Origin of the sequence: Colwellia sp. 12G3 (assembly GCF_002836775.1) — a bacterium.
GTDB lineage: Bacteria > Pseudomonadota > Gammaproteobacteria > Enterobacterales > Alteromonadaceae > Colwellia.
Genome location: NZ_PJAQ01000028.1, coordinates 52,207 through 73,821 on the forward strand (window position 1 = coordinate 52,207; position 21,615 = coordinate 73,821).

17 protein-coding genes are annotated in these 21,615 nt (G+C 36.5%); 6 read left to right on the forward strand and 11 right to left on the reverse strand.

Going from position 1 to position 21,615, the window contains the following annotated elements:
* Window positions 1-20: 20 nt before the first annotated feature.
* The 4 genes from CXF71_RS08170 to rimK all read right to left on the reverse strand — a co-directional run bounded on the left by CXF71_RS08170 (window position 21) and on the right by rimK (window position 3,391).
* Window positions 21-896, reverse strand: a complete 876-nt coding sequence (locus CXF71_RS08170) for a mechanosensitive ion channel family protein (protein WP_101232470.1) — start codon at window positions 894-896, stop codon at window positions 21-23.
* Window positions 897-923: 27 nt separating this feature from the next.
* On the reverse strand, window positions 924-1,346 hold the full coding sequence (locus CXF71_RS08175) for an ATP-dependent zinc protease family protein (protein WP_101232471.1): 423 nt from the start codon (window positions 1,344-1,346) through the stop codon (window positions 924-926).
* A gap of 100 nt (window positions 1,347-1,446) precedes the next feature.
* On the reverse strand, window positions 1,447-2,472 hold the full coding sequence (locus tag CXF71_RS08180) for a succinylglutamate desuccinylase/aspartoacylase family protein (RefSeq protein WP_101232472.1): 1,026 nt from the start codon (window positions 2,470-2,472) through the stop codon (window positions 1,447-1,449).
* Window positions 2,473-2,485: 13 nt separating this feature from the next.
* Entirely contained in the window at window positions 2,486-3,391 is a 906-nt protein-coding gene (rimK, locus tag CXF71_RS08185) for a 30S ribosomal protein S6--L-glutamate ligase (protein ID WP_101232473.1), read from the reverse strand.
* A gap of 143 nt (window positions 3,392-3,534) precedes the next feature.
* Between rimK and CXF71_RS08190 the strand changes: the two genes are divergently transcribed.
* Window positions 3,535-4,383 (forward strand): LysR family transcriptional regulator, encoded by an 849-nt coding sequence (locus tag CXF71_RS08190; protein ID WP_101232474.1) that lies wholly within the window; start codon window positions 3,535-3,537, stop codon window positions 4,381-4,383.
* Window positions 4,384-4,893: 510 nt separating this feature from the next.
* Here the strand turns inward: CXF71_RS08190 and CXF71_RS08200 are convergent.
* The gene (locus CXF71_RS08200; RefSeq protein WP_101232475.1) at window positions 4,894-5,928 is read right to left on the reverse strand and encodes a DUF21 domain-containing protein; all 1,035 of its coding nucleotides are present in this window, start codon (window positions 5,926-5,928) and stop codon (window positions 4,894-4,896) included.
* 210 nt (window positions 5,929-6,138) lie between these two features.
* Between CXF71_RS08200 and CXF71_RS08205 the strand changes: the two genes are divergently transcribed.
* Window positions 6,139-7,107, forward strand: coding sequence for a magnesium transporter CorA family protein (locus CXF71_RS08205; RefSeq protein WP_101232476.1), 969 nt, complete (start codon window positions 6,139-6,141; stop codon window positions 7,105-7,107).
* Between the two features lie 107 nt (window positions 7,108-7,214).
* On the opposite strand, the gene CXF71_RS08210 is transcribed toward CXF71_RS08205, so the two are convergent.
* Window positions 7,215-8,381: a cation:proton antiporter gene (locus CXF71_RS08210; RefSeq protein WP_101232477.1), complete on the reverse strand. Its 1,167-nt coding sequence runs from the start codon at window positions 8,379-8,381 to the stop codon at window positions 7,215-7,217.
* A gap of 114 nt (window positions 8,382-8,495) precedes the next feature.
* Here CXF71_RS08210 and CXF71_RS08215 point away from each other — a divergent pair, with 114 nt between their 5' ends.
* The gene (locus CXF71_RS08215) at window positions 8,496-9,350 is read left to right on the forward strand and encodes a universal stress protein (RefSeq protein WP_101232478.1); all 855 of its coding nucleotides are present in this window, start codon (window positions 8,496-8,498) and stop codon (window positions 9,348-9,350) included.
* 370 nt (window positions 9,351-9,720) lie between these two features.
* Here CXF71_RS08215 and CXF71_RS08220 read toward each other — a convergent pair whose 3' ends face one another.
* From CXF71_RS08220 to CXF71_RS08230, 3 genes are all read right to left on the reverse strand, one after another.
* Window positions 9,721-9,972, reverse strand: coding sequence for a hypothetical protein (locus CXF71_RS08220; RefSeq protein ID WP_101232479.1), 252 nt, complete (start codon window positions 9,970-9,972; stop codon window positions 9,721-9,723).
* Between the two features lie 26 nt (window positions 9,973-9,998).
* The gene (locus CXF71_RS08225; RefSeq protein ID WP_101232480.1) at window positions 9,999-10,235 is read right to left on the reverse strand and encodes a hypothetical protein; all 237 of its coding nucleotides are present in this window, start codon (window positions 10,233-10,235) and stop codon (window positions 9,999-10,001) included.
* Between the two features lie 394 nt (window positions 10,236-10,629).
* On the reverse strand, window positions 10,630-11,976 hold the full coding sequence (locus tag CXF71_RS08230) for a magnesium transporter (protein WP_101232481.1): 1,347 nt from the start codon (window positions 11,974-11,976) through the stop codon (window positions 10,630-10,632).
* 360 nt (window positions 11,977-12,336) lie between these two features.
* Here CXF71_RS08230 and CXF71_RS08235 point away from each other — a divergent pair, with 360 nt between their 5' ends.
* From CXF71_RS08235 to CXF71_RS08245, 3 genes are all read left to right on the forward strand, one after another.
* On the forward strand, window positions 12,337-15,579 hold the full coding sequence (locus CXF71_RS08235; RefSeq protein ID WP_101232482.1) for a glycoside hydrolase family 2 TIM barrel-domain containing protein: 3,243 nt from the start codon (window positions 12,337-12,339) through the stop codon (window positions 15,577-15,579).
* Window positions 15,580-15,676: 97 nt separating this feature from the next.
* A complete protein-coding gene (locus CXF71_RS08240; RefSeq protein WP_101232483.1) occupies window positions 15,677-18,037 on the forward strand; it encodes an aminotransferase class III-fold pyridoxal phosphate-dependent enzyme in 2,361 nt (786 codons plus the stop codon).
* 356 nt (window positions 18,038-18,393) lie between these two features.
* The gene (locus tag CXF71_RS08245) at window positions 18,394-18,768 is read left to right on the forward strand and encodes a DUF413 domain-containing protein (protein WP_101232484.1); all 375 of its coding nucleotides are present in this window, start codon (window positions 18,394-18,396) and stop codon (window positions 18,766-18,768) included.
* Window positions 18,769-19,029: 261 nt separating this feature from the next.
* Here the strand turns inward: CXF71_RS08245 and CXF71_RS08250 are convergent, their stop codons facing one another.
* Both CXF71_RS08250 and nhaC read right to left on the reverse strand, forming a co-directional pair.
* A complete protein-coding gene (locus tag CXF71_RS08250) occupies window positions 19,030-19,536 on the reverse strand; it encodes a DUF1353 domain-containing protein (RefSeq protein WP_157826715.1) in 507 nt (168 codons plus the stop codon).
* A gap of 177 nt (window positions 19,537-19,713) precedes the next feature.
* The gene (gene nhaC / locus CXF71_RS08255) at window positions 19,714-21,228 is read right to left on the reverse strand and encodes a Na+/H+ antiporter NhaC (RefSeq protein WP_101232486.1); all 1,515 of its coding nucleotides are present in this window, start codon (window positions 21,226-21,228) and stop codon (window positions 19,714-19,716) included.
* Window positions 21,229-21,615 lie beyond the last annotated feature (387 nt).

The following is a 21,615-nucleotide window of genomic DNA, read 5'->3' on the forward strand; positions in this document are numbered from 1 at the left end:
TAATTAAACCGTATTGTTGCTTAGCTTTCTTGTTTAGCGTTATTAATGAGCGTTATTGAACCATCCAAATGTACATCTCTTTGTGGGAAGGCAATAACAATATTATTCTCTTCAAATAACTCATCTAATCTAAAACGGATATTACTTCTCGTTATGCGTAAACCACCCTCAACACTTGAGTGTATCCAATAGGTTGTCTCGAACATTAATGAGTTATCGCCAAAATCTTCAAACGTAACCAGTGGTTTCGGTTCCTTCAAAACAGCACTTTCTTCTTCTGTCGCTTGCAAAATAAGGGCTGCTACTTTTTTTGCTGGTGAACCATAAGCCACACCAACTTTAACGGATGTTCTCACTAATCTATCGACCAAGGTCCAATTAACAACTGTATTTTCAAGTAATTTACTATTAGGTATCAGTAAATGAACGCCATCAACTCTTCTTATTCTGGTCGAACGAGTATTGATTTCTTCTACAATACCTTTGGCTTCTTCAACTTCCAAAAAGTCACCTATTCGAATGGGTCTTTCCCACATCAAAATCCAGCCACTAATGAAGTTATTGATAATATTTTGCGCGCCAAAGCCAAAACCAATTGCAATAGCACCCGATAAAAACGCAAACGCAGTAATAGGGACGTTAATTAAATCAAGTATTGTTATCGCTATAATCGCAATAGCTATAACGTAAAGAGCTCGTTGTAACAAGTGGATGATGTTTGGGTCAGTTTTTTTAGTGGTTAAACGGTTAGTTATTAATTTCACCGTCCATTTAGTGACAAAAATACCCACAATTAAAAATAGCGGAATCATCAACAAATCAGCTAAAGTAATCGGTTGCTCAGAAATCGTCATGATTTTTGATGATAACAGCGCTTTAACCTGTTCAAAATCCATAAATAATCCTCATTTATATTTTTATTTTTATCCCAAAAACACCTGTGACGGATCAACCAAAAACCTTTCTCCAATGGCTTCGCGCCCAAACAACATTAAATAACTCATATCAGAGCGATCAGTTAGGGTAATTTCAATCACCCATGACTCGTTTCCTAATTTAACAGTTGTTTCAATGACATACCGTTGCTCTGAAGTACCATTAGATGATTTTATTTTGCGTATATCACTTATTGGCGCAGTACAAGTAACGATACGGTTAACATTATGAGCATCGGGGTGAATATCAAAGGTCACATTGTATATACCATCAACTATCACTTTTGTAATATTATCGACATGCAATGATGACGTTTTTGCCCCTGTATCGACTCTAACCTCTAAATCTTCAATACCCAATTCAGGTAGGTCTATAGCTTCTAGTCGACCAATAATTATTTTATTTTTCATCTTTAATCATCTTCTGTAGTATAAATATGAACTCAAGCTTTAATTTAAAATTTTGATTCAAGCTTGAGTTCAGGTATTAACTCAAATATTAGTTCAAAGACTAATTATCATCATTTTCAGGTAACAATTGCCCTTGCACTGCTTCTATATGCTCGGCAATATCTTCATCATTTTCACTAAAGTAAGCAATGTGGAACATCGCCTCCCCTTCTTGTACCAGTGGTATATTTTGTTTACCAATTAATATACCTGCGCGTGCTGCTTGAACGTAACCAATAACATCACCATACGGACTACCAATTTCAGCTAATACTTGTCCCTTAGTAATTTGGTCACCTAAATTGACCAAATTATGTACAATACCGCTCGCATTGGCTCTTTGCCATTGACTGCCATTGGCAATGAATGGCACTGTTTTTTTCTTTTTCGATGTACTTACTTTTCTGGTCATGCCTAAATGCTGTAAAACATTCAATATACCCTTCATACCAGCCCGAATTGAAAACTCATCAAACCGTAGCGCTTCACCCGCTTCATATAATAATACTTTGGTCTGACATTTTACTGCTGACTCTCTCAGTGAGCCATCAACCAAATTAGAATTTAAAATAACCGGTACACCAAAAACTTCGGCTAATGCCTTGGTTTCACTGTCAGACATATCAGCTCTTATTTGCGGTAAATTAGAGCGATGAATAGCGCCAGTATGTAAATCAATACCGTAATCACAATGTTTCACTATTTCATTTAATAAAATATGTGCAACTCGCCCTGCCAAAGAGCCTTTTGCAGAGCCTGGAAAGCAGCGATTAAGATCACGACGATCTGGCATATAACGGCTTTGATTAACTACGCCATACACATTGACCATAGGCACGGCAATCAAAGTACCTTTGGTGATTTTTAATTTTTTTTCATGAATTAAACGTCGAATAATTTCAATACCATTTAACTCATCACCATGTACCGCGGCACTAATAAAAATAGTAGGTCCTGCTTTTTTAGCCCTAATGATATGAACAGGTAAAGAAACATCTGCATCGGTATATAATTTAGCAACGGGCAAATCTATTTTTCGTTGCTCGCCCGGAAATATATCAAAATCACCTATCGTCAATTTTTCCATACTAAATCCTCTATTACCCTTTACCAATGGTCTTATTCATATTGGGTTTTGCATTTTTTTCTAAAAATTCAAACACCATACCTGCAATATTTTTTCCTGTTGCCGTTTCAATACCTTCTAAACCAGGTGATGAATTAACTTCCATCACCATAGGGCCATTTTGTGAACGAAGTAAATCAACACCACATAAATTTAAACCCATCACTTTGGCAGCATTAACAGCAGTTTCTCGCTCTGCTTTAGATAATTTAACCACCTCAGCTGAGCCACCACGATGAAGATTAGAACGAAACTCACCTTCCGCACCTTGTCGTTTCATTGCGGCAACTACTTTTCCACCAATAACTAAACAACGAATATCGGCACCACCGGCTTCTTTAACAAATTCTTGTACTAAAATATTGGCTTTCAAGCCCATAAAAGCTTCGATGATTGCTTCAGCAGCTTTGGCGGTATCGGCTAACACTACGCCTATACCTTGAGTACCTTCTAATAATTTAATAACAACAGGCGCGCCACCGACGTTTTTAATTAAATCTTTAATATTATCAGGTTTACTAGCAAAACCAGTTCGCGGTAAACCAATGCCTTTACGTGATAATAATTGTAAAGAACGCAACTTATCGCGTGAACGGCTAATAGCAACAGACTCATTAATATTAAAGGTACCCATCATTTCAAATTGTCTTGCTACCGCCGTACCATAAAAGGTAACCGATGCGCCGATGCGAGGAATAATTGCATCATAATGCGGCAATTCTTCACCATGGTAACGAACAGTAGATTTAGTACTAGTGATATCCATATAACAATGCAAGGTATCAATAATATCAACTTCATGTCCCATGGCTTCACCCGCTTCTTTTAAGCGTTTTGTTGAATATAAATTTTTATTTCTAGATAAAATAGCGATTCTCATAATAAATACCTTTTGTTATTACTTTTTTATAGTAAAAGTAATGTAATAATTATGCTTAAGTGTATAGTCATATTAAAAAAAATAAAATGCTATATTTTGATGTGATCAATCAAAAAAATTGATTAGTGGAGTTAAACGGTAAAATGAAGATAGAGTTATTAACAACCTTTCTAGAAGTCAGTAGAACTTTACATTTTAGAATTGCGTCAGAAAATTTATTTATAACCCAATCAGCCGTCAGTGCTCGAATAAAATTGCTTGAAGGTGATTTAGGGGTTTTATTATTTGATCGTAGCCAAAAACATTTAAAGTTGACCCCTGAGGGTCACCGCTTAATAAAGCACGCTAACGAACTCATTTTTATGTGGCAAAAAGCGAAACAAGATGTTGGCATTGCGCAAAGTAATACTATGCAATTAGTCATCGGCTCTATGATGTCTATTTGGGATATAGCTTTACAAGATTGGTTGCAAAAAATTCATCGCAATATGGATGACTGTAGTTTGTTAACAACAACTTACAGCCAAATAGAACTGCATAAAAGTTTATTGAACCGAGTGATAGACATCGCATTTTTATTCGAGCCTATTTTTATTGAAGACCTTGTTACCGAACAAGTTGCTAATGTGCAACTTCATTTAGTCTCAACACAAGCAGAAGATGTTACCAACGCCTATCATTTAGACAACTTAATTATGGTCGATTATGGTGAAGCGGTTAATTCCCAGTACATGCGAGAGTTTCAATACGCTCCTGTGGCAAAGCACTTTATGAGTCAACCAATTATAGCCTTGAATTTTATTCTAGAAATGGGCGGTAGCGCTTATTTACCGAGACAAATGACCTTTGAGCACATCAGAAAAAACAAACTACATATCGTTGAAAATGCGCCAGAGTACTCTCGTGAAATTTATGCTAACTACCTTGCAAAAAGCCAAAAAGTCGATGTGATCAAACAAGCTATTGAACTTTTTAATTTTGTTAAAACTTAAAACTGCATTAACTATTGATTTACAACGAAATTAAAGCCGAGTGTAAGGTTATTTTATTTATAAACTTTGATCGCCTTTGGTTATGCTGATAGGGAAAGGAATTTCAATATTCTCTTCATCAAAAGCATTTTTAATTTGTTCATACATGCTGTTTTTTAACTCTAAAAAATTTTCTCTTTTAGCCCAAACTGAAAACTACAACGCGAGTGATGAGTATTCAAATCCTTGAAAAATATAAAGTGGTTTTGGTTCTTCCAAACAAAGCGGGTTATCAAACGCTTCTTTTTAAATAATACTTAACTTTTTCATGTCGTTACCTTCATCGCCACTAATATTCTCTCGTAGCGCATGTATGCACCATTCTTTGCTTTTATGTTCAACAGCAAGGGTAAACGTATTACTTTTTAATAAATAACTATTATTTTCCGGAAGAGGTACGACTCCCCACCATTGTTATTGTTGCATATTCCGAACCACTATGATTTTAATCGTTTTTTTAGGTATAAACCACTAAGCTATTTGTAATTCCGGTGGTTGCATGCCTTTTAATAATAAGCCAAAAATATCTGCACCGGTAATAATTCGCTTACTCTCGCCCCAAACAAGCAATACATCGTGTTCAATAACACCGTCAAATGACTTGTCTGTCGATTCACTTATTTTCATTTTCATAATAGCGCGGTTTAACATTGTCGACTCATCAGTGATAATGGTTGGACGATGACAATATTTATAAGGATCAAATTTCTCTGGTTCGAAAAATGCGTCTCTCAGAAAACCATCTGAATCCACTACGATTAACGGCTCGCCAATTTCATTAGTTAATACTACCCAGCGGTGCCCAGACTTATTTAATAATTGCAAAAATTCATTATTTGCCCCTGATGTTATATCAGGAATAATAGGTAAATCCATTTTCGTTGGTAGTGCGATAATCGAATCAGGGTCAATCAATTCGCCCTCTTCTGCGACTGAAATTTTATCCAGTTTAAAAAAGTTTAATGCGCCAATCCCTTCAACATGGTTAATATCTGTTTCTTCAGATTCTATATGTTTACGAATAATGCTACTCAGTTCACTTTCTGCTAAGTAGGTAATACCTTCTTTTCCTAACCAAGCATCAAGTATTAATGCACTAGGCTTGGCAACAGGATAAAATAATATTTGATAAAATTTAATGACCGGCGATAGTAAACTCCCCATTTTCAAAGCATTTCTTGAAAAGTAAGCTTGCGGCGTAATTTCGCCAATCACGGTAATTGCAATAGTAGAGAATAAAAAAGCACTAATACCAGCCAAGGCTGAATCTGACAACAAGGTTAGTAAGACATTAATCCCTACATTTCCCCATAAAATAGTGGCTAATAAGAAATTAGAATCATTTCTTAAGGCCAAAACATTGTTCGCGGCTTTGTTGCCTTTACCCGACTCGACTTCAAGCTGAAGACGACTTAATGAAAATAAAGCTATATTTAATCCTGAAAATATTGCCGATTGCGATATACATAACGCGATAGCAATCCAAGTAATAATATCTAATGACATAGGTCCACCAAGTGAATAATATTTTTGTGTGTTTGTACTTGCTCAAGAGTGTATAGGTGAACAAGTCGTAAAGATAATTAATAATTTTAGTTAAGATAACAAAAATAAGTGACCAAATTAATCACCCTATTTAACTTTTTATCAAGTAATATTTAGTTTGTACTATTTACTTGATAAATAAAATATTAACATTCAAAAAGTGAGAAATTCATGATTAAATGTATGCTTTTAAAAGCCGACAAAACTTGTATTTATGGCGGCGAAGAATTGATTAATACGTGGCGTGAGCATACAAACTCTTATTTATGGTTAGATATTGATTCACACGACAAACAAGAAGAGCGACAGCTATTACAAAAGATGGGGTGCCATTCACTAGCGATAATGGATGCGCAAAGAGACCGTCACCCACCCAAAATAGAGTTATTTAACGATTATATTTTTATGCTTTATCGTGGTATCTATCAACCCAAAGATGATTTGTTATTTGATCATTTACAAATTAGCATGTTTGTCGGTATCAATATTTTAATCACCAGTCACGCTAAAGATTCTATGTCTATAGAACACTTATTTAGCGCTGAAGGTGCGAAGTATTTACGCAAAAGTCCAATCACATTAGCTTTAAGAATATTTCATTTTAGTTGCGGTATTTATTTAAATAAATTATTTGAATTTGAAGAGAAATTAGAGACGCTTGAAGATCAGTTTCAGCTTGGCGGTGACGATAAAATGATGCAAGAAATCACCTTATATCGCTCTAGGCTTACCAAACTAAAAAGAACATTTAGTTATCACAGCAATATTGGCAGTGAGTTAAAAATATTAGTAACCGATGATACGCCAATTATAAATCAAGCCGAGCTGCATACCGTTATCGATGTACATGAAAGAATTGAGCGTTTATTGAGTTTATCTCAAATGCATTATGATATTTGCAGTGACTTAATTAATGGGTATTTATCGGTTACCTCGCATCAATTAAATGCCACTATGCGGGTATTAACCGTGATTACCGCAATATTTATTCCGCTAGGTTTTTTAGCGGGAGTTTACGGCATGAATTTCGAGCATATTCCTGAATTAAAAGTAACTTATGGCTATTATTACTTACTCGGATTTATGGGGTTTATAGCGACAAGTTTAATAGTTTTGTTTAAGAAAAAACGATGGCTTTAACATAGCGTCCATTTAAAAAATGACGACAAACAATCACTTTTTGCAAGTTAGATGATTAAAAATCATTAGGACATTAGCCGTATTTAATAACTAATGTCCTATTCACATTAAATTTCCTGGTGCTCATATCCTATAAATTTCTTACTTAGTGCTATCCACATAGGACTAATAAGTAAAGATAAGGATATAACGCAAATAGCGAGTTGATAACCATGCTGATTAATAATATTGGCTTGGCTACCAACAGCAGCTAAAACAAAACTAAACTCACCTATTTGTGACAATAATACTCCTGTATATAGACTTTCTTTCCATGAAAAATTAGATATTTTAAGGATCCCCGCATTAATAAATGTATTAGTCACTAAGGCCGCAAATACTAATGCAATAACTTGCAGCCAGTTAGCTATTAAAAAATCGAGGTCAAGCATCATACCGACAGAGATAAAAAATACCGCAACAAAAAGTACTTTTAATGGATGTAAACTGTGGTGAACCCACTGAGTTTCTTTAGCTGCTCCAATTAACATGCCACCAAGAAAAGCCCCTAGTGCAGTTGATAATTCGAACCATGCCGTTAGCATAGATAAGCCAAAGCAAATACCTAAAGCAGCAAACAATTGCAATTCGTGATCATTTTTCAACCATTTAGATAATGGGATATGAACAACTTTCTTGATAATAATAAAAGCTAATAATGCTGCTGCGATAATAGAGCCAAAGACTTGCTTACCAATGTGGACACTTTCCACAGTATCTGTTTTATATAAGCCAATAATAATTAACATAGGGATAATGGCTAAGTCTTGCGCTAACAATATACCTAATACTCCTTGGCCAACTTTAGAGTCAAGCGTATTACTGTCTTGAAGTAGTTTGATCACTATAGCAGTACTACTTAAACTGATGACAAAACCAATAAGAATGACGCGTTCTATACCCCATTGAAAATATAAACCGAGCATCCAAACAAAGCCAACACTTAAGATTATTTGAAATAAAGTACCAAAAATTGCGAGTTTCCAATTTTCTATGAGTTTATTTGCATCCGTTTCCATGCCAACAAAAAACAATAAAAAGACAACCCCCGCAGCGCCTAACCGGGCAATATTTTCTGTGTCATTGACGAGTCCAATTCCCCATGGCCCGATGATAATCCCAACAATTAAATAGGCAACAACATGAGGTTGATGAATAAGTTTAAGTATGAAGCCTAGTGTGAGTACAATAAAAATTATACTGACCATCTGCGGCATAAATGGGTCTAAATGCATAATAATCCTTTAACGATATATAACGGGTTTAAAAAATACAAACCGTTGAAAAATTGTAATAAATATTAATAAATACGATATACTCAAATAAAGGTCCTTGGGGTGTAATAACATATGATAACAGAGCAATTAATTTGGTTTATCGACAGTCGATTTTATTATCAAACGACCTCGTTGGAGAAAATTATTCGTCTTGCCAACATTCATCAAAAGTCTATTAAAGTGATTATCGATGCAAGTACCCAACTTACAGGACATGGATATTGGCATTTATTTAATGACAAAGATGCTTTGTCGAAAGAGTTGATGATCACCATAGAAGCCAAAAAAACTCAACTGCTTAAGTATTTTTCGATGAGTGCTATCAAAGCAGAAGTGATAATTAACCAATCGGCTAATTATCTCGCGACACTTAACACTAACGTTGAAAGTAATATTAACAGTATTGTTATTATAGAAGATAATAGCGCTAAAAAACGACACTCTATTTTCCAACATCTCGCTGATATAAACGCACCGGTTTTACTCTTAACAAAGAATGCATGGAAACAGCAAATAAGTTTTTTAGTTGCTGTTGATCCTTTACACGAACATGCTCGTCCAGAAATGATAGATAACAATATTGTTTCACTGACAAAAAATTGGGTAGACAGGTTAAAGGCTAAGTGGACAGTCGTACATTGTTTTTATATTGCTTCAGTTTTAACTAAATATAAAAAAAACATTCAATCAATGCATCGCGATGGTTTGGATGATTTTGCAAAAAAACTTAGAATACCTCCAGAGCAATCTGTTTTATTAGAAGGTATTCCAGAAGAGGCATTGGTATTATACATTCGTCAACATCACGTTGATATTCTCGCTATTGGTTTGGTTGCTAGAAATCAGTTAGAACAGTTATGGATCGGGAGTACAACAACCGCATTATTATGTGATCTTCCTTGTGATATCTTACTTATTAAAAATTAAGGCTATGACATATCACTAACAAACTAAATATTCATATTTAACCTGAACTCTGGATAATGAGTGCTTGATATTTAATCAAAAAGACTGATTTATCTTATAAAACAAAGACATAACAAGGTCAAGGTTGCTATATCCACTATCAATGTTTCATTCTATTCTATTATCAAGGCAAAACGTTTATGAATAGCTGGCTATTTATCGACGTTTTAACGCTGAGAATGGGATAAAAGGGAATGTTGAGCAAGTGCTGCTTATCCAGAGTTCAGGTTATTTAAAGTAAAAAACTCAAATCAAATAGTTCACTTAAGTTAAATGAACTATAAAATTTGAGTTACTTTAAGCATTATTAACTTGCTTAACCCGCTTGTACCTAATCTTTAGGTAATACTTTTATAGGCTTATAATAACTAGACTCTAGCTCATCATTAACGCACGTTAACAAATAAGCATTAAGACTTTGACTTTCAATGCTGTCCTCTTTCGCATAATCTTTACATAAGCTAACAAGACTCATGACATAACTTTCTGATGCTTCCATCAATTCAGGTTCAGACGCTTCTTCGCTATAAGCTACATTTGAAGATAGCGCTAATAACGTTAGTATCAACATTGTTTTTTTCATTTTTCTTTCTTCCAATAAAAAGTTAATTAAATATCCCAATAGTTACTAAACGAGTTGAGCTGTCTATCGAGTGATCTTTGTTCATGAATTGAATCCAGTTTTTGCCTGGTAATATATTTATCTTTAACAGCCTTTCTAATCGCTTTTTTACTATTCAGAGACATTACCGAATCATAATCCATTTCAAAATCTGCAATAGCAGAATCAAAACCTGAATTACTGTTAATTTCTATATCAGTACTTTCAGACTTATCACTATTCATTTTTTTACCTTATAAAAAGAATCCGTTAATTTTCATAAGATAATGTGCTTAATTTTTAAAATTAGAAAGCAAAAAATTTTTGCTCTGTTAATAAAAATTTTTTATCAAACTGGCTTTATAGGGATAGTTAGAATCAGGAAATAGGAGGGAATTAGCTAAGAGAAAAGAAGATAAGATCAGAGAAAATAAACATACGACGATTCATATGTTTATCTACAGTATTATTTATAACCGTTCCATTAAGTTTGTGTCTTGTTGTGCGCAGGAAAAACAATTCTGGAGTAGGCCCTTGATTGACCAATAGTGGGCTATTGGGATTAAGAGTAACGCCGCCTTGGAGTATGTTAACCTGCATCAATGGGCAGTGATTTATGGGATTGGTATTACCTGTTTTCTAAAGCAATAATAACGTACCACAGCCAAGAAAAGCGATAAAACCAAAGATATCGGTGACTGTTGTTAGAATTACGGCTCCGGATAATGCGGGGTCTATGTTGAATTTATTTAACATCCACGGCACCCAAACCCCCGAGAGTGAAGCGACAATAATATTACCTAAGATAGCGATACAAATAGTCAGGGATAACATAGGGTTACCAAACCAGAAAAAGGTAATAATCCCGATAACAGCTGACCATAAAAGACCATTGATCACGCCAACTTTCAATTCTTTTTTTACAATATCTTGTCTGTTAGCATCGGTGATTTGCCCTAAGGCTAAACCTCTGATAATTAATGTTAATGTTTGACTTCCTGAAATCCCCCCCATTGATGCAACCACAGGCATTAGCACAGCTAAAGCAACTACTTGCTGCAAAGTAGCTTCGAATAGCCCGATAAACCAAGAGGCCAAAAAAGCAGTGATTAAATTGATCCCTAACCAGATAGCCCTGTTTTTACTACTTAACCAAACATTAGCAAATAAATCTTCTTCATCGCTTAAACCCGCGGATTGTATTAATTGGTTATCTTTTTGTTGTTCTTTAAATTTAAACGCTGCATGTAAATCTAGACGTCCCGTTAAACAACCCTCCGCATCTATTATAGGTAGTGCCGATTTTCCGGAAGATATAACTTCATCTACCGCTTCTGTTATGTCTTTATTTGCATCAATTCCCAATATTTCTTGATAAACAACATCAATTAATGGCTTATCATCGTCCAAGCTTAATAATTGACTAATCGGTATACCACCTAATAACTTAGCTTGATTATCGATAACATAAATGATGTCAGTTAACATGGGTTGATTTCGCGCACAAAGCTTCTTTGCTGCTGATACTTTTAACTTGTGCGATACATTAATTTCGTCATAGCTTTGCCAATGGCCCACTTCAATATCTGAGTAATCTTGTGCCTTTTTAAAGTGTTCTTTTTGTTTTGCTGTCATTTTAGTAACAGCATATTCAATAAATCGCTCACTCAAACCTTCGGTGAGTTCAAGTAAGCTGTTTGCATCTAGACGGTCAAACAGTGGAAGACAGGCATCTTCATCCAGTTCATTTAATAACATTTGTCTAGATTCATTCTTCATTTCTAGAAAAATGCTTTGTTGGAAATCAATGCTAAATAATCCCCATAACATCAATCGTCTATTGAGCGGGAATGCTTCCAAAAAGGTAGCTACATGTTCTGGTAATAAATCTCTTTCAATATCAGAGGCTAAGTCAGTTAATTGAAGGTCATTAGCAAATAGCTCATCCGATTTTTCGATGTATTCCGTAAAGAGTTCTAAAGACATAGCTTTATCCTAGGGTAATAATGTTTGATAAACGTTTTGGATTAATCGAAGTAATATTTTACGTTTTATAGATAGACCAACATTGCAACTTTTTCTATTCGCCTATCGCGTTATTGTTAATTCCATTATTTTACATGGGTTTTTCTTTCACTATAACGACTTATAGCATAAGCGATATATTAAAACATAAGCAAGGCAAGGGCTATAACCAAGCGAACTATAACGCTAAAGTTTGTAATATTAGTGTCTTTAGCAAATAGTTTTTCCCCATACTTAGTCGCTTCCTAAAAAATAGCTTGCTTCCGCCCGCCTTAATTGTATTATAAATAGTATTGTATCCATGATTTAAATATACGAACTATGATAAAGTTATTATTACCGCTGATGGTTACCACCACTTTACTACTATCTCCTTATGTCGATGCCAAAGCGCAAAAGCGTGAACCATGGGAAAACAATCAAGTCTTTGCCATTAATAAAGAAGCACCACACGCAACGATGTTTCCCTTTCTATCTCGTGATGCAGCACTTATTAATGTTAAAGAACAAAATGATAACTTTTTACTACTCAATGGATTATGGAAATTTGACTGGCAACGTTCACCAAAAAATAAACCTGAAGGCTTTCAAACAGCCAATTTCAACGATGAACAATGGTCACAAATTCCCGTTCCAGGTAACTGGGAAACTGAAGGTTTTGGTTACCCTATTTATTTAGATGAGCGTTTCCCCTTCACCACCACATGGCCTGATGCGCCAAAAGATTACAATCCGATAGGCTCTTACCGTAAACCTTTTAATCTGCCAAAATCATGGCAAGGCAAACAAGTTTTTCTTCATGTCGGAGCCGCTAAATCATCATTAGATGTTTGGCTAAATGGCGAGAAAGTCGGTTTTAGTCAAGGCTCTAAAACGCCCGCAGAATTTGATATCAGTAAGTACCTTAAAGCAGATGAAAACTTACTCGCCTTTCAAATTCGCCGCTGGACAGATGCCAGTTATTTAGAAAGCCAAGATATGCTGCGTATATCAGGCATCGAGCGTGATGTTTATCTTTACGCTACACCTAAGCAGCATGTTTTTGATGTTCATGCTAAGCCAACATTAAATAAAAACTTTACCCAAGGTACGTTAACTGTTGATGTTACTTTAAAAAACTATGACAACAAAAAGGCTAACCAACACGTTGAAGTAGAACTGCTAGACCCTCGTAGTAATATGAAGGTACTGCTGAGTAAAAAGAGTAACGTTAAGTTATCAGCTAAAGGCTCTATTGAAGTATCCCTTGCCGGTAACATCCAGCAACCCGCGTTATGGTCAGCTGAAACCCCTAACCTTTACACCTTGCTGGTTAATTTAAAAGATTCTAAAGGTAATACCATTGAATCAGTGCGTGATGATATTGGTTTCAGGCATTTAGCCGTGGTCAATGCTCAACTGACTATTAATGGTAAAGCTATTACTATTCGCGGTGTCGATCGTCACGAAACCGATCCACAGCACGGTCATGTAGTCACCAAAGCTTCGATGGAAAAAGATATTCAATTGATGAAGCAATTTAATATCAATGCAGTACGCTCTAGCCATTACCCTAACAATCCTTACTGGTATGAGTTAACTGATAAATACGGTTTATATGTTATCGATGAAGCAAATATCGAATCTCATCCATTAGCCATTGATGAAAAAACGCAGTTAGGCAATGAAATGAGCTGGTTAGCTGCCCATTTAGATCGCACCCAACGTATGTTTGAGCGTGATAAAAATCACCCTTCTATTATTATCTGGTCATTAGGTAATGAAGCGGGTAAAGGCAAGATATTTGAAGCCACCTACAAATGGTTAAAAGACAATGATACTAGCCGACTAGTCCAGTATGAGCCGGCAGGAGAAGCACACTACACTGACGTTTTTGCACCTATGTATCCGTCAATTGAACGTTTAATCAAGTATGCTGAGTCTGATCCAAGTCGCCCAGGCATAATGATTGAATACGCCCACGCCATGGGTAACTCCGTTGGTAATTTAAAAGATTATTGGCAAGTCATTGAAAAGTACGATGTGCTTCAAGGCGGCTTTATTTGGGATTGGGTTGACCAATCACTAGAATACACCAATGAAAACGGTGTTAAATATTGGGCTTATGGTAAAGATTTTCATCCTGACTTAGCTAGCGATGGTAACTTTTTAAATAACGGTTTAATGAGCCCTGATCGCAAACCAAACCCTCATGCTTTTGAAGTAAAAAAAGTGTATCAAGCCATTCGCTTTGCTGCGCTAGATCTTAATAAAGGCAGCTACGTCACTGAAAACCGCTATGATTTTATCGATTTAGCGCAGTACGATTTACATTGGAAAGTGGAAGCTGATGGTGAGTTATTCGCTCAAGGCCATCAATCAATGCCGTCAGTTAAACCCGGTAAAAAAGCGGCCATTGAGGTATCGCTGCCAACATTACCAAGCAGTGATAATAAAGAATATTTCATTACCTTATCTGCGGTATTACCATCGCCTCAAGGGTTGTTATCAACTGGACACGAATTAGCCTTTGAGCAGTTCAAATTACCGGTAAAGCTTGCCCAAGCCAAAGTATCGCCACGCACAGCTAACCTATCTAAAATGACTATTAAGCAAGACAGCAACAGCACTTTGGTTATTAAGAGTAACGATACCCAAGTAACCTTCAATAAAACTAGCGGTTGGTTAACACAATATAGTCATAACAATACCAACTTACTTAAAGCGCCACTAAAGGCTAACTTTTGGCGGGCACCAACAGATAATGACTTAGGTAATGGTATGCAAAAGTGGGCGGCAATTTGGCAGACTGCCAGTGACAATCTTACCTTAACGTCATTTACATCGACAAAAACTGCCAACGGCATAAAAGTGATAACGCACCATACAACAGCAGATTTCAATGGTGATTATCAGGTTGAATATCTTATAAAGCATGATGGACAAATACATGTTCAAAACAACTTAACCATAGAATCTGGGCAAACATTACCTAACTTGCCACGCTTAGGCATGCAATTAACCATGCCAGGTGAGTTCCAACAATTATCATGGTTTGGTCGTGGTCCACATGAAAACTATGCGGATAGAAAAACATCGGCACAAGTATCTTTATATAAAAGTTTAGTGAAAGAGCAAATTCATCATTATATTCGTCCACAAGAAAATGCCAACAAAACGGATGTACGCTGGCTTGCCTTGAAAAATAACAAGGGCTCTGGATTGTTAGCGGTAGGTGATCAATTACTTAATGCCAGCGCTTGGCCATACAAGCAAAGCGACATTGATTTTATCGCCGGCAAAGATGGCTCTGAATCAGCGTCTGGATTAGTGCCGGTAACCACTAAACGTGGTGCAGAAGTGCCGATGAGAAATTTAGTGACGGTAAATATTGATCACAAACAAATGGGTGTGGGTGGTGATACCTCTTGGGGACGCTTAGTGCATGCCCAATATACTATCCCAGCAAAAAGTTACCAGTACGGTTTTACCTTAGTCGCTTTTAGTGCAGCACCTGCTAGCGCTAAACCTTCAGGTGAAGCAGTAAGTTCAGCTGAACTGGCGCGCAGTGTAAAAGTTAAATAAATCGTAACGTTATCAACATTAACAACGTTAATTAATACCAAATAGACTAAGTACAAGCTGTGCGGCAGTGCATGGGTTAGATTTTAAAGAGGCAATAATGACTACAGCTAAAACACCTGATTTTTCTGACATTGAGATTCTTCAATTATTAACTCAGCAATACCAATTGTCGGGACAATTAAAAAGCCTGCCCGGTTATTGCGATCAAAACTTATTACTGACTACTGCTGATCATGAGCAATATATTGTAAAAATTGCTAACTCAGCCGAGCCAGAAATTGAGTTGGCAATGCAAAATGCAGCCATGACACATTTAACTGAAAAAAAATGTGCCGTGCCTCATGCATTAGTTAATAAACAAGGTGATACCATCACCACGATGACCGATGGACAGCAAAAGTCTTTCTGTATGCGTGTATTAACCTTCCTGCAAGGACAGTTTTATGCCGAGGCAAATAGCCTCAGCCATACCCCTGCCCTTTGGTCTGACTTAGGTAAATTTATAGGCCATCTTGATCTTGCCCTCGCTGATTTTCAGCATCCCGGTGCCTATCGTTATCTTGATTGGGATTTAGCCCAAGGTTATCGAATGTGTATGAGTAAAAAACATCTACTCAACACCCAACAAGCCGCTATTGTTGAAAAATTCTTATCTATGTATCAAACACAAACAATGCCGTTGTTAGCGCAATTACCCCAAGGCATTATTCATAACGATGCCAATGATTATAATTTGCTGATAGATGATATGAATGCACCGAGAAAAATAACTGGGCTCATTGATTTTGGCGATATGGTATATAGCCATATCGTTAATGAATTAGCCATTGCTTGCGCTTATGCGTTAATGGGCGAAAAAAGCAAACAACAAGATATTCTGAGCACATTTAAAACTATTGTTGCTAGCTACCACCAAGTTAGACCATTACAAGATGTTGAATTAGAAGTACTGTATTCGTTAGTTGCCTTACGTTTATGTACTACCGTCTGTAACTCAGCCTTAGCTATAATAGAAGAGCCTGAAAATGATTATTTATTGATATCAGTGAAACCTGCTTGGCAGTTACTTGAACAATTCAGCGCGTTAAATTCTTACGCTGTGTTATGTCAGTTACGTCAAGCCTGTCAATTAACTGTTGATAGCGGAAAATTGCCTGCAGACATCATCAGTTACCGCAGTAAACATTTAGGTAAAACGTTAAGTTTAAGCTACCAAGAGCCATTAAAAATGGTCCGCGGCCAAGGGGCATATTTGTTCAACGAGCAAGGCGTACCGTATTTAGATATGGTGAACAACGTCTGCCATGTTGGTCACTGTCACCCTAAAGTAGTTGCTGCTGCGCAAGCGCAAATGGCCAAGCTCAATACCAATACTCGTTACTTACATGACAACATCATTAATTACGCTGATAAACTGCTAGCGACCATGCCAGACGAGTTGTCCGTCTGTATGTTGGTAAATTCAGGCAGTGAAGCCAATGAATTAGCCTTTCGCTTAGCGCGTTATTACACCAAAGCCACCGAATTACTTGTGGTCGATGGTGCTTATCATGGCAATACCAATGCCTGTATTGAAGCCAGCCCTTATAAATTTGATGGCCCTGGCGGTGAAGGAGCACAGCCTTATGTGCATAAGGTAAGCTTGCCTGATCCTTACCGAGGCGAGTTTTTAGGTAATACGCCAGAATCCGCTAATGCGTATGCCAATAGCGTTAAAGAATCACTGGCAAAAATAGAGCGTGCCGGTAAAAAGCCTAGCGCCTTTATTTGTGAATCACTGCAAGGTGTTGCCGGGCAAATTATTATGCCTGACGGTTATTTAACTAACGTTTATCAATTAGTACGAGACGCTGGCGGCGTTTGTATTGCCGATGAAGTACAAGTTGGCTTTGGTCGAGTCGGCACTCATATGTGGGCGTTTGAAACCCAAGACGTGGTGCCTGATATTGTTACTTTAGGCAAACCTATTGGTAATGGTCACCCAATGGCCGCCGTTATTACTACGCAAGCAATTGCTGATGCTTTTGTCACAGGTATGGAATATTTTAATACCTTTGGTGGTAACCCTGTCTCTTGTGCTATCGGCATGGCGGTACTTGATGTTATCGAAGAAGAACAGTTACAAAAACATGCGTTAATCACCGGTCAATACTTCCAAGAAAAGCTAACAGAACTTCAACAGCAATTTAAGCTTATTGGGGATGTACGCGGTTTAGGTTTGTTTATTGGTGTTGAATTAGTTGAAGACCGCATAACTAAAAAACCCGCTACCGATAAAACATCCTGGTTAGTGGAGTTTTTCAAACAACACCGTATATTGCTCAGCACCGAAGGCGCCTTTTACAACATATTAAAAATTAAACCGCCATTAGCTTTTACCCAAACTGATGCGGATAAATTTATTGAGGTGCTTCGTTTAGGGTTAACTGAGCTCGAGAATAATTCAGTTAATAACTAATTCAGCGATTTAATTCGTCATTCAAATCACATAAATCACACGACCAACACAACGAGAAGTACAGTAATAATAAGGGGGCTCTACTAAACTTATTACTGCTTTCTTGCTGTAGCTATAATATTTACAACATGATTGAGCAATGATTTTTATACATAATTCAATCATGTTAATTGTTTTGCATATTGGTTGATGTCTGCTGTTATCTTGTATTTTTGGAAGAGACTATTATGCGTATGTATAAAAAGTTATAAACATGATTAAAATAGAATAATAAACTCTAAAAAACTATTGCAAATAGTTAATGATTGAACTAAAAAATACAGTGTAAATTAAATTGTATTATGGAGTTTATTCATATGATTAATGTAACTATATCAAAAGACAGTTTTAAGTCTGTTAGACGTTTTTATGACGATAAAAATTACCCTAAAGGAATCAGTCGCTCGGGTGATTTCACTTTAAACGAAACCCACATTTTAGAGGAATATGGGGTTGCATTAAAGGAACTATCAATAGGGCTTCGTATACCCATAACCGATGATGAACAACACTTTGTAGATGTTTGTCATGGTCGAGCGGAAATTGAAAGTGTGATCGAAAAAACATGGGTGAAATATAATGATAAAGTTTTAACACCCAAACAATTTCATACTCTCTTTGGACAGACCAAAATATCAACTTATGAAGAAGAAGAAGAAGAAGAAGAAAGTCCAGATGACGATACAGATTAGATGAGCATATCATTATATACTGGTACTTGACTGAATACATTCAGCTAGGTAATAAGAAATAATTAGCCATAATGCATAAATATTTCTTTGTATACCTAACTGTGTATTACTAAAACGCTAGTTATATGGCATTAAGGGGTACATAGATATGGCCCCCTTTAAGCCTTGCAGACATCCATTGTAAGTCTTAAATAATCGTGATTTTTTTGTAAACTATCATGAGTTGAAGTTTCCCACAGAGCTAACAAAACGCTCAAGGCATTATTTAGTAGAGTTTATTTTTTTATTGTTATTATAATCCTTTGGAAATAACTCATTCTCTTTTTTCTTTTGAAAACTCAACCAGTTAATCCAACCAAAAATGATACACATCAACCAAGTAAAATAATCAATTAACAGTAATTCATTCCTTTGTACACCCACATTACGTATAAATGCAGACCACTTCAGAAAGCCATTACCTTGTTTGAATTTAAATACCCTATCATCGTGTACGGCCCATAAGTAATTATATTGAAAGCAGAAATCATGCAAAATTACGGGAATTAATAATAACCCTGTTGGCGAATATAAAAGCCAAACAATTGCAGGGTATGAACTTCCATCAAAAACAAACCCTTGAGGTACAACAACAACTCTCTTGTTGGGCAATACGTAGTGCCAATCTTCAATGAGTTGCCATTGACGTTTTCTAAAAAGTAATCGCCATAATTTGGATACAAGTGAAAAATGTTGCGTTTTTATTGGGTATGGTTGCAGTTTTGGCATTTCCATAACGTTTATAATTTAATTAATAATGAATGTCATAATTTTACAGTTAAATGGGTATAAAGACAAAACGCAAAATTTTACTTGGACTAATCCAAAAAATCTATCAACGCCCCTCACTTAGGAGAACGATATTTTTTGAGTGATTAACTGCATACATCGAATAAGCGATTAATGTTATGTAAAGTCATGCCTGCCAGCTGATAAAGGACTATCCATAACGTTTACTGATGATGATTTTTCAGCTGAAGTTTTCACCATCAAATACTTCACTTTAAAGCCCGCATACGCACAGATAATGCCGATAATCGGCGATAGCCAATTAAAGAAACAAAACACCGCATAGTCCAATGGATTGATCAGTAATACCGACTGCATATAAGCACCACAGGTATTCCAAGGAATCAAAGGAGAAGTTACTGTGCCGCCATCTTCTAAAGCGCGTGATAAGTTTTCTGGCGCAAGCGAGCGGCGCGTGTACTCGTCTTTAAACATACGTCCGGGCATAACAATTGCGATATATTGATCAGCGGCAATACAGTTAGTACCAAAAGCCGTCACTATCGTGGTTGAAATCAGCGTTCCAACACTGCTGGTCACGCCTATTAAGCTTTCAACAACGCGCTTTAATAAGCCTACTTTTTCCATTATTGAGCCAAAAGTCATGGCTGAGATGATTAACCAAATGGTATTAAGCATTGAGCCCATGCCGCCGCCACTTAATAAATTATCAACGACTTTATTACCAGTATCAAGTGATACACCTGCGAACATAACTTGCCAAACCACCATAATATTGGCTTCTACTGCAGATAAACCATCATTGGCATAATAGATAATAAGGTCTTGTTGAAATAATACCGCCCATACCGCGCCAGCAATAGCGCCAATGCCTATTGCAGGAAACGCAGGCATTTTATTAACCGCTAAGAGCAAGGTGATAAACAACGGAAGCAGCAAATACCAAGCGATAAAAAATTCACTTTCTAAACTTACTAGCAGTTGTTCAATGTCAGTATTCGAGACTTGGCTGGTATTATTTAAGCCGAGGAAGAAAAATAATATCAAGGTAATAACAAAACTAGGCACCGTACTCCACATCATATTTTCAATGTGAACAAACAATTCAGTACCGGCAATGGCTGGCGCAAGATTGGTGGTATCTGATAACGGTGAGAGTTTATCGCCAAAGTAAGCACCGCTAATAATTGCGCCTGCGGTCATAGGACCAGATGCACCAATGCCAGAAGAAACGCCCATTAAAGCCACACCTATAGTGGCAGCTACCGTCCAGCTACTGCCAATGCATAAGGCGACTAATGCACAAATAATGCAGCAACAAATATAAAAATACTGAGGATTTAGAATTTGCAGGCCAAAATAGATCATCGTGGGTACTGTGCCGGCCAGCAACCAAGTGCCTATTAGTGAGCCTACTGCTAATAAAATTAAAATGGCGCCCAAGGTTAAGCTAATGCCTTTGACAATGCCTTCTTCAATTTCATGGCGTTGGTAGCCATTTTTCAAACCAATGATGCAAGCAATACCCGCACATAACATCAGTGCAATTTGATTAGGTCCTGACGACGAATCATCGCCAAAATAATAAACAGCGAGAAAGAGTAAACATAGTAATACTGCAATAGGAAATAAGGCATCAAATAATGTTGGTTTTTGTCTTTTTTTTATCATATTCATCTCGCCTTTTATTTTCATGCCTATGTGGTTAACTAAGGCGCTAGGGTAATGTCATCTTCGCAATCTCTGATCTAAGCGCCAGCCGTTTTTACAAACAAAAACGGCGATTAAATAGTTATACCAAGTTGATTAAGTTCTTTCCCACTCAGCGAGAATTAAAAGGCTTAGAGGCAAGGCATTGATTGAAGAGAATGGTTATTCCCTTATCAAAATCAATAACGCAGCATGTAAACCTTTTAAACTCGCCCTCTGGGAGCTTTCTCGATGTTCACTAACATCGTTAAGTTTATTTGATTTAGAATGACTAAACCGAAACAAATTTGCCTTGTTAATGAACATCGAGCAGAGCTCTGAGTTGGGAAGAAATTTAATCAAATTGGT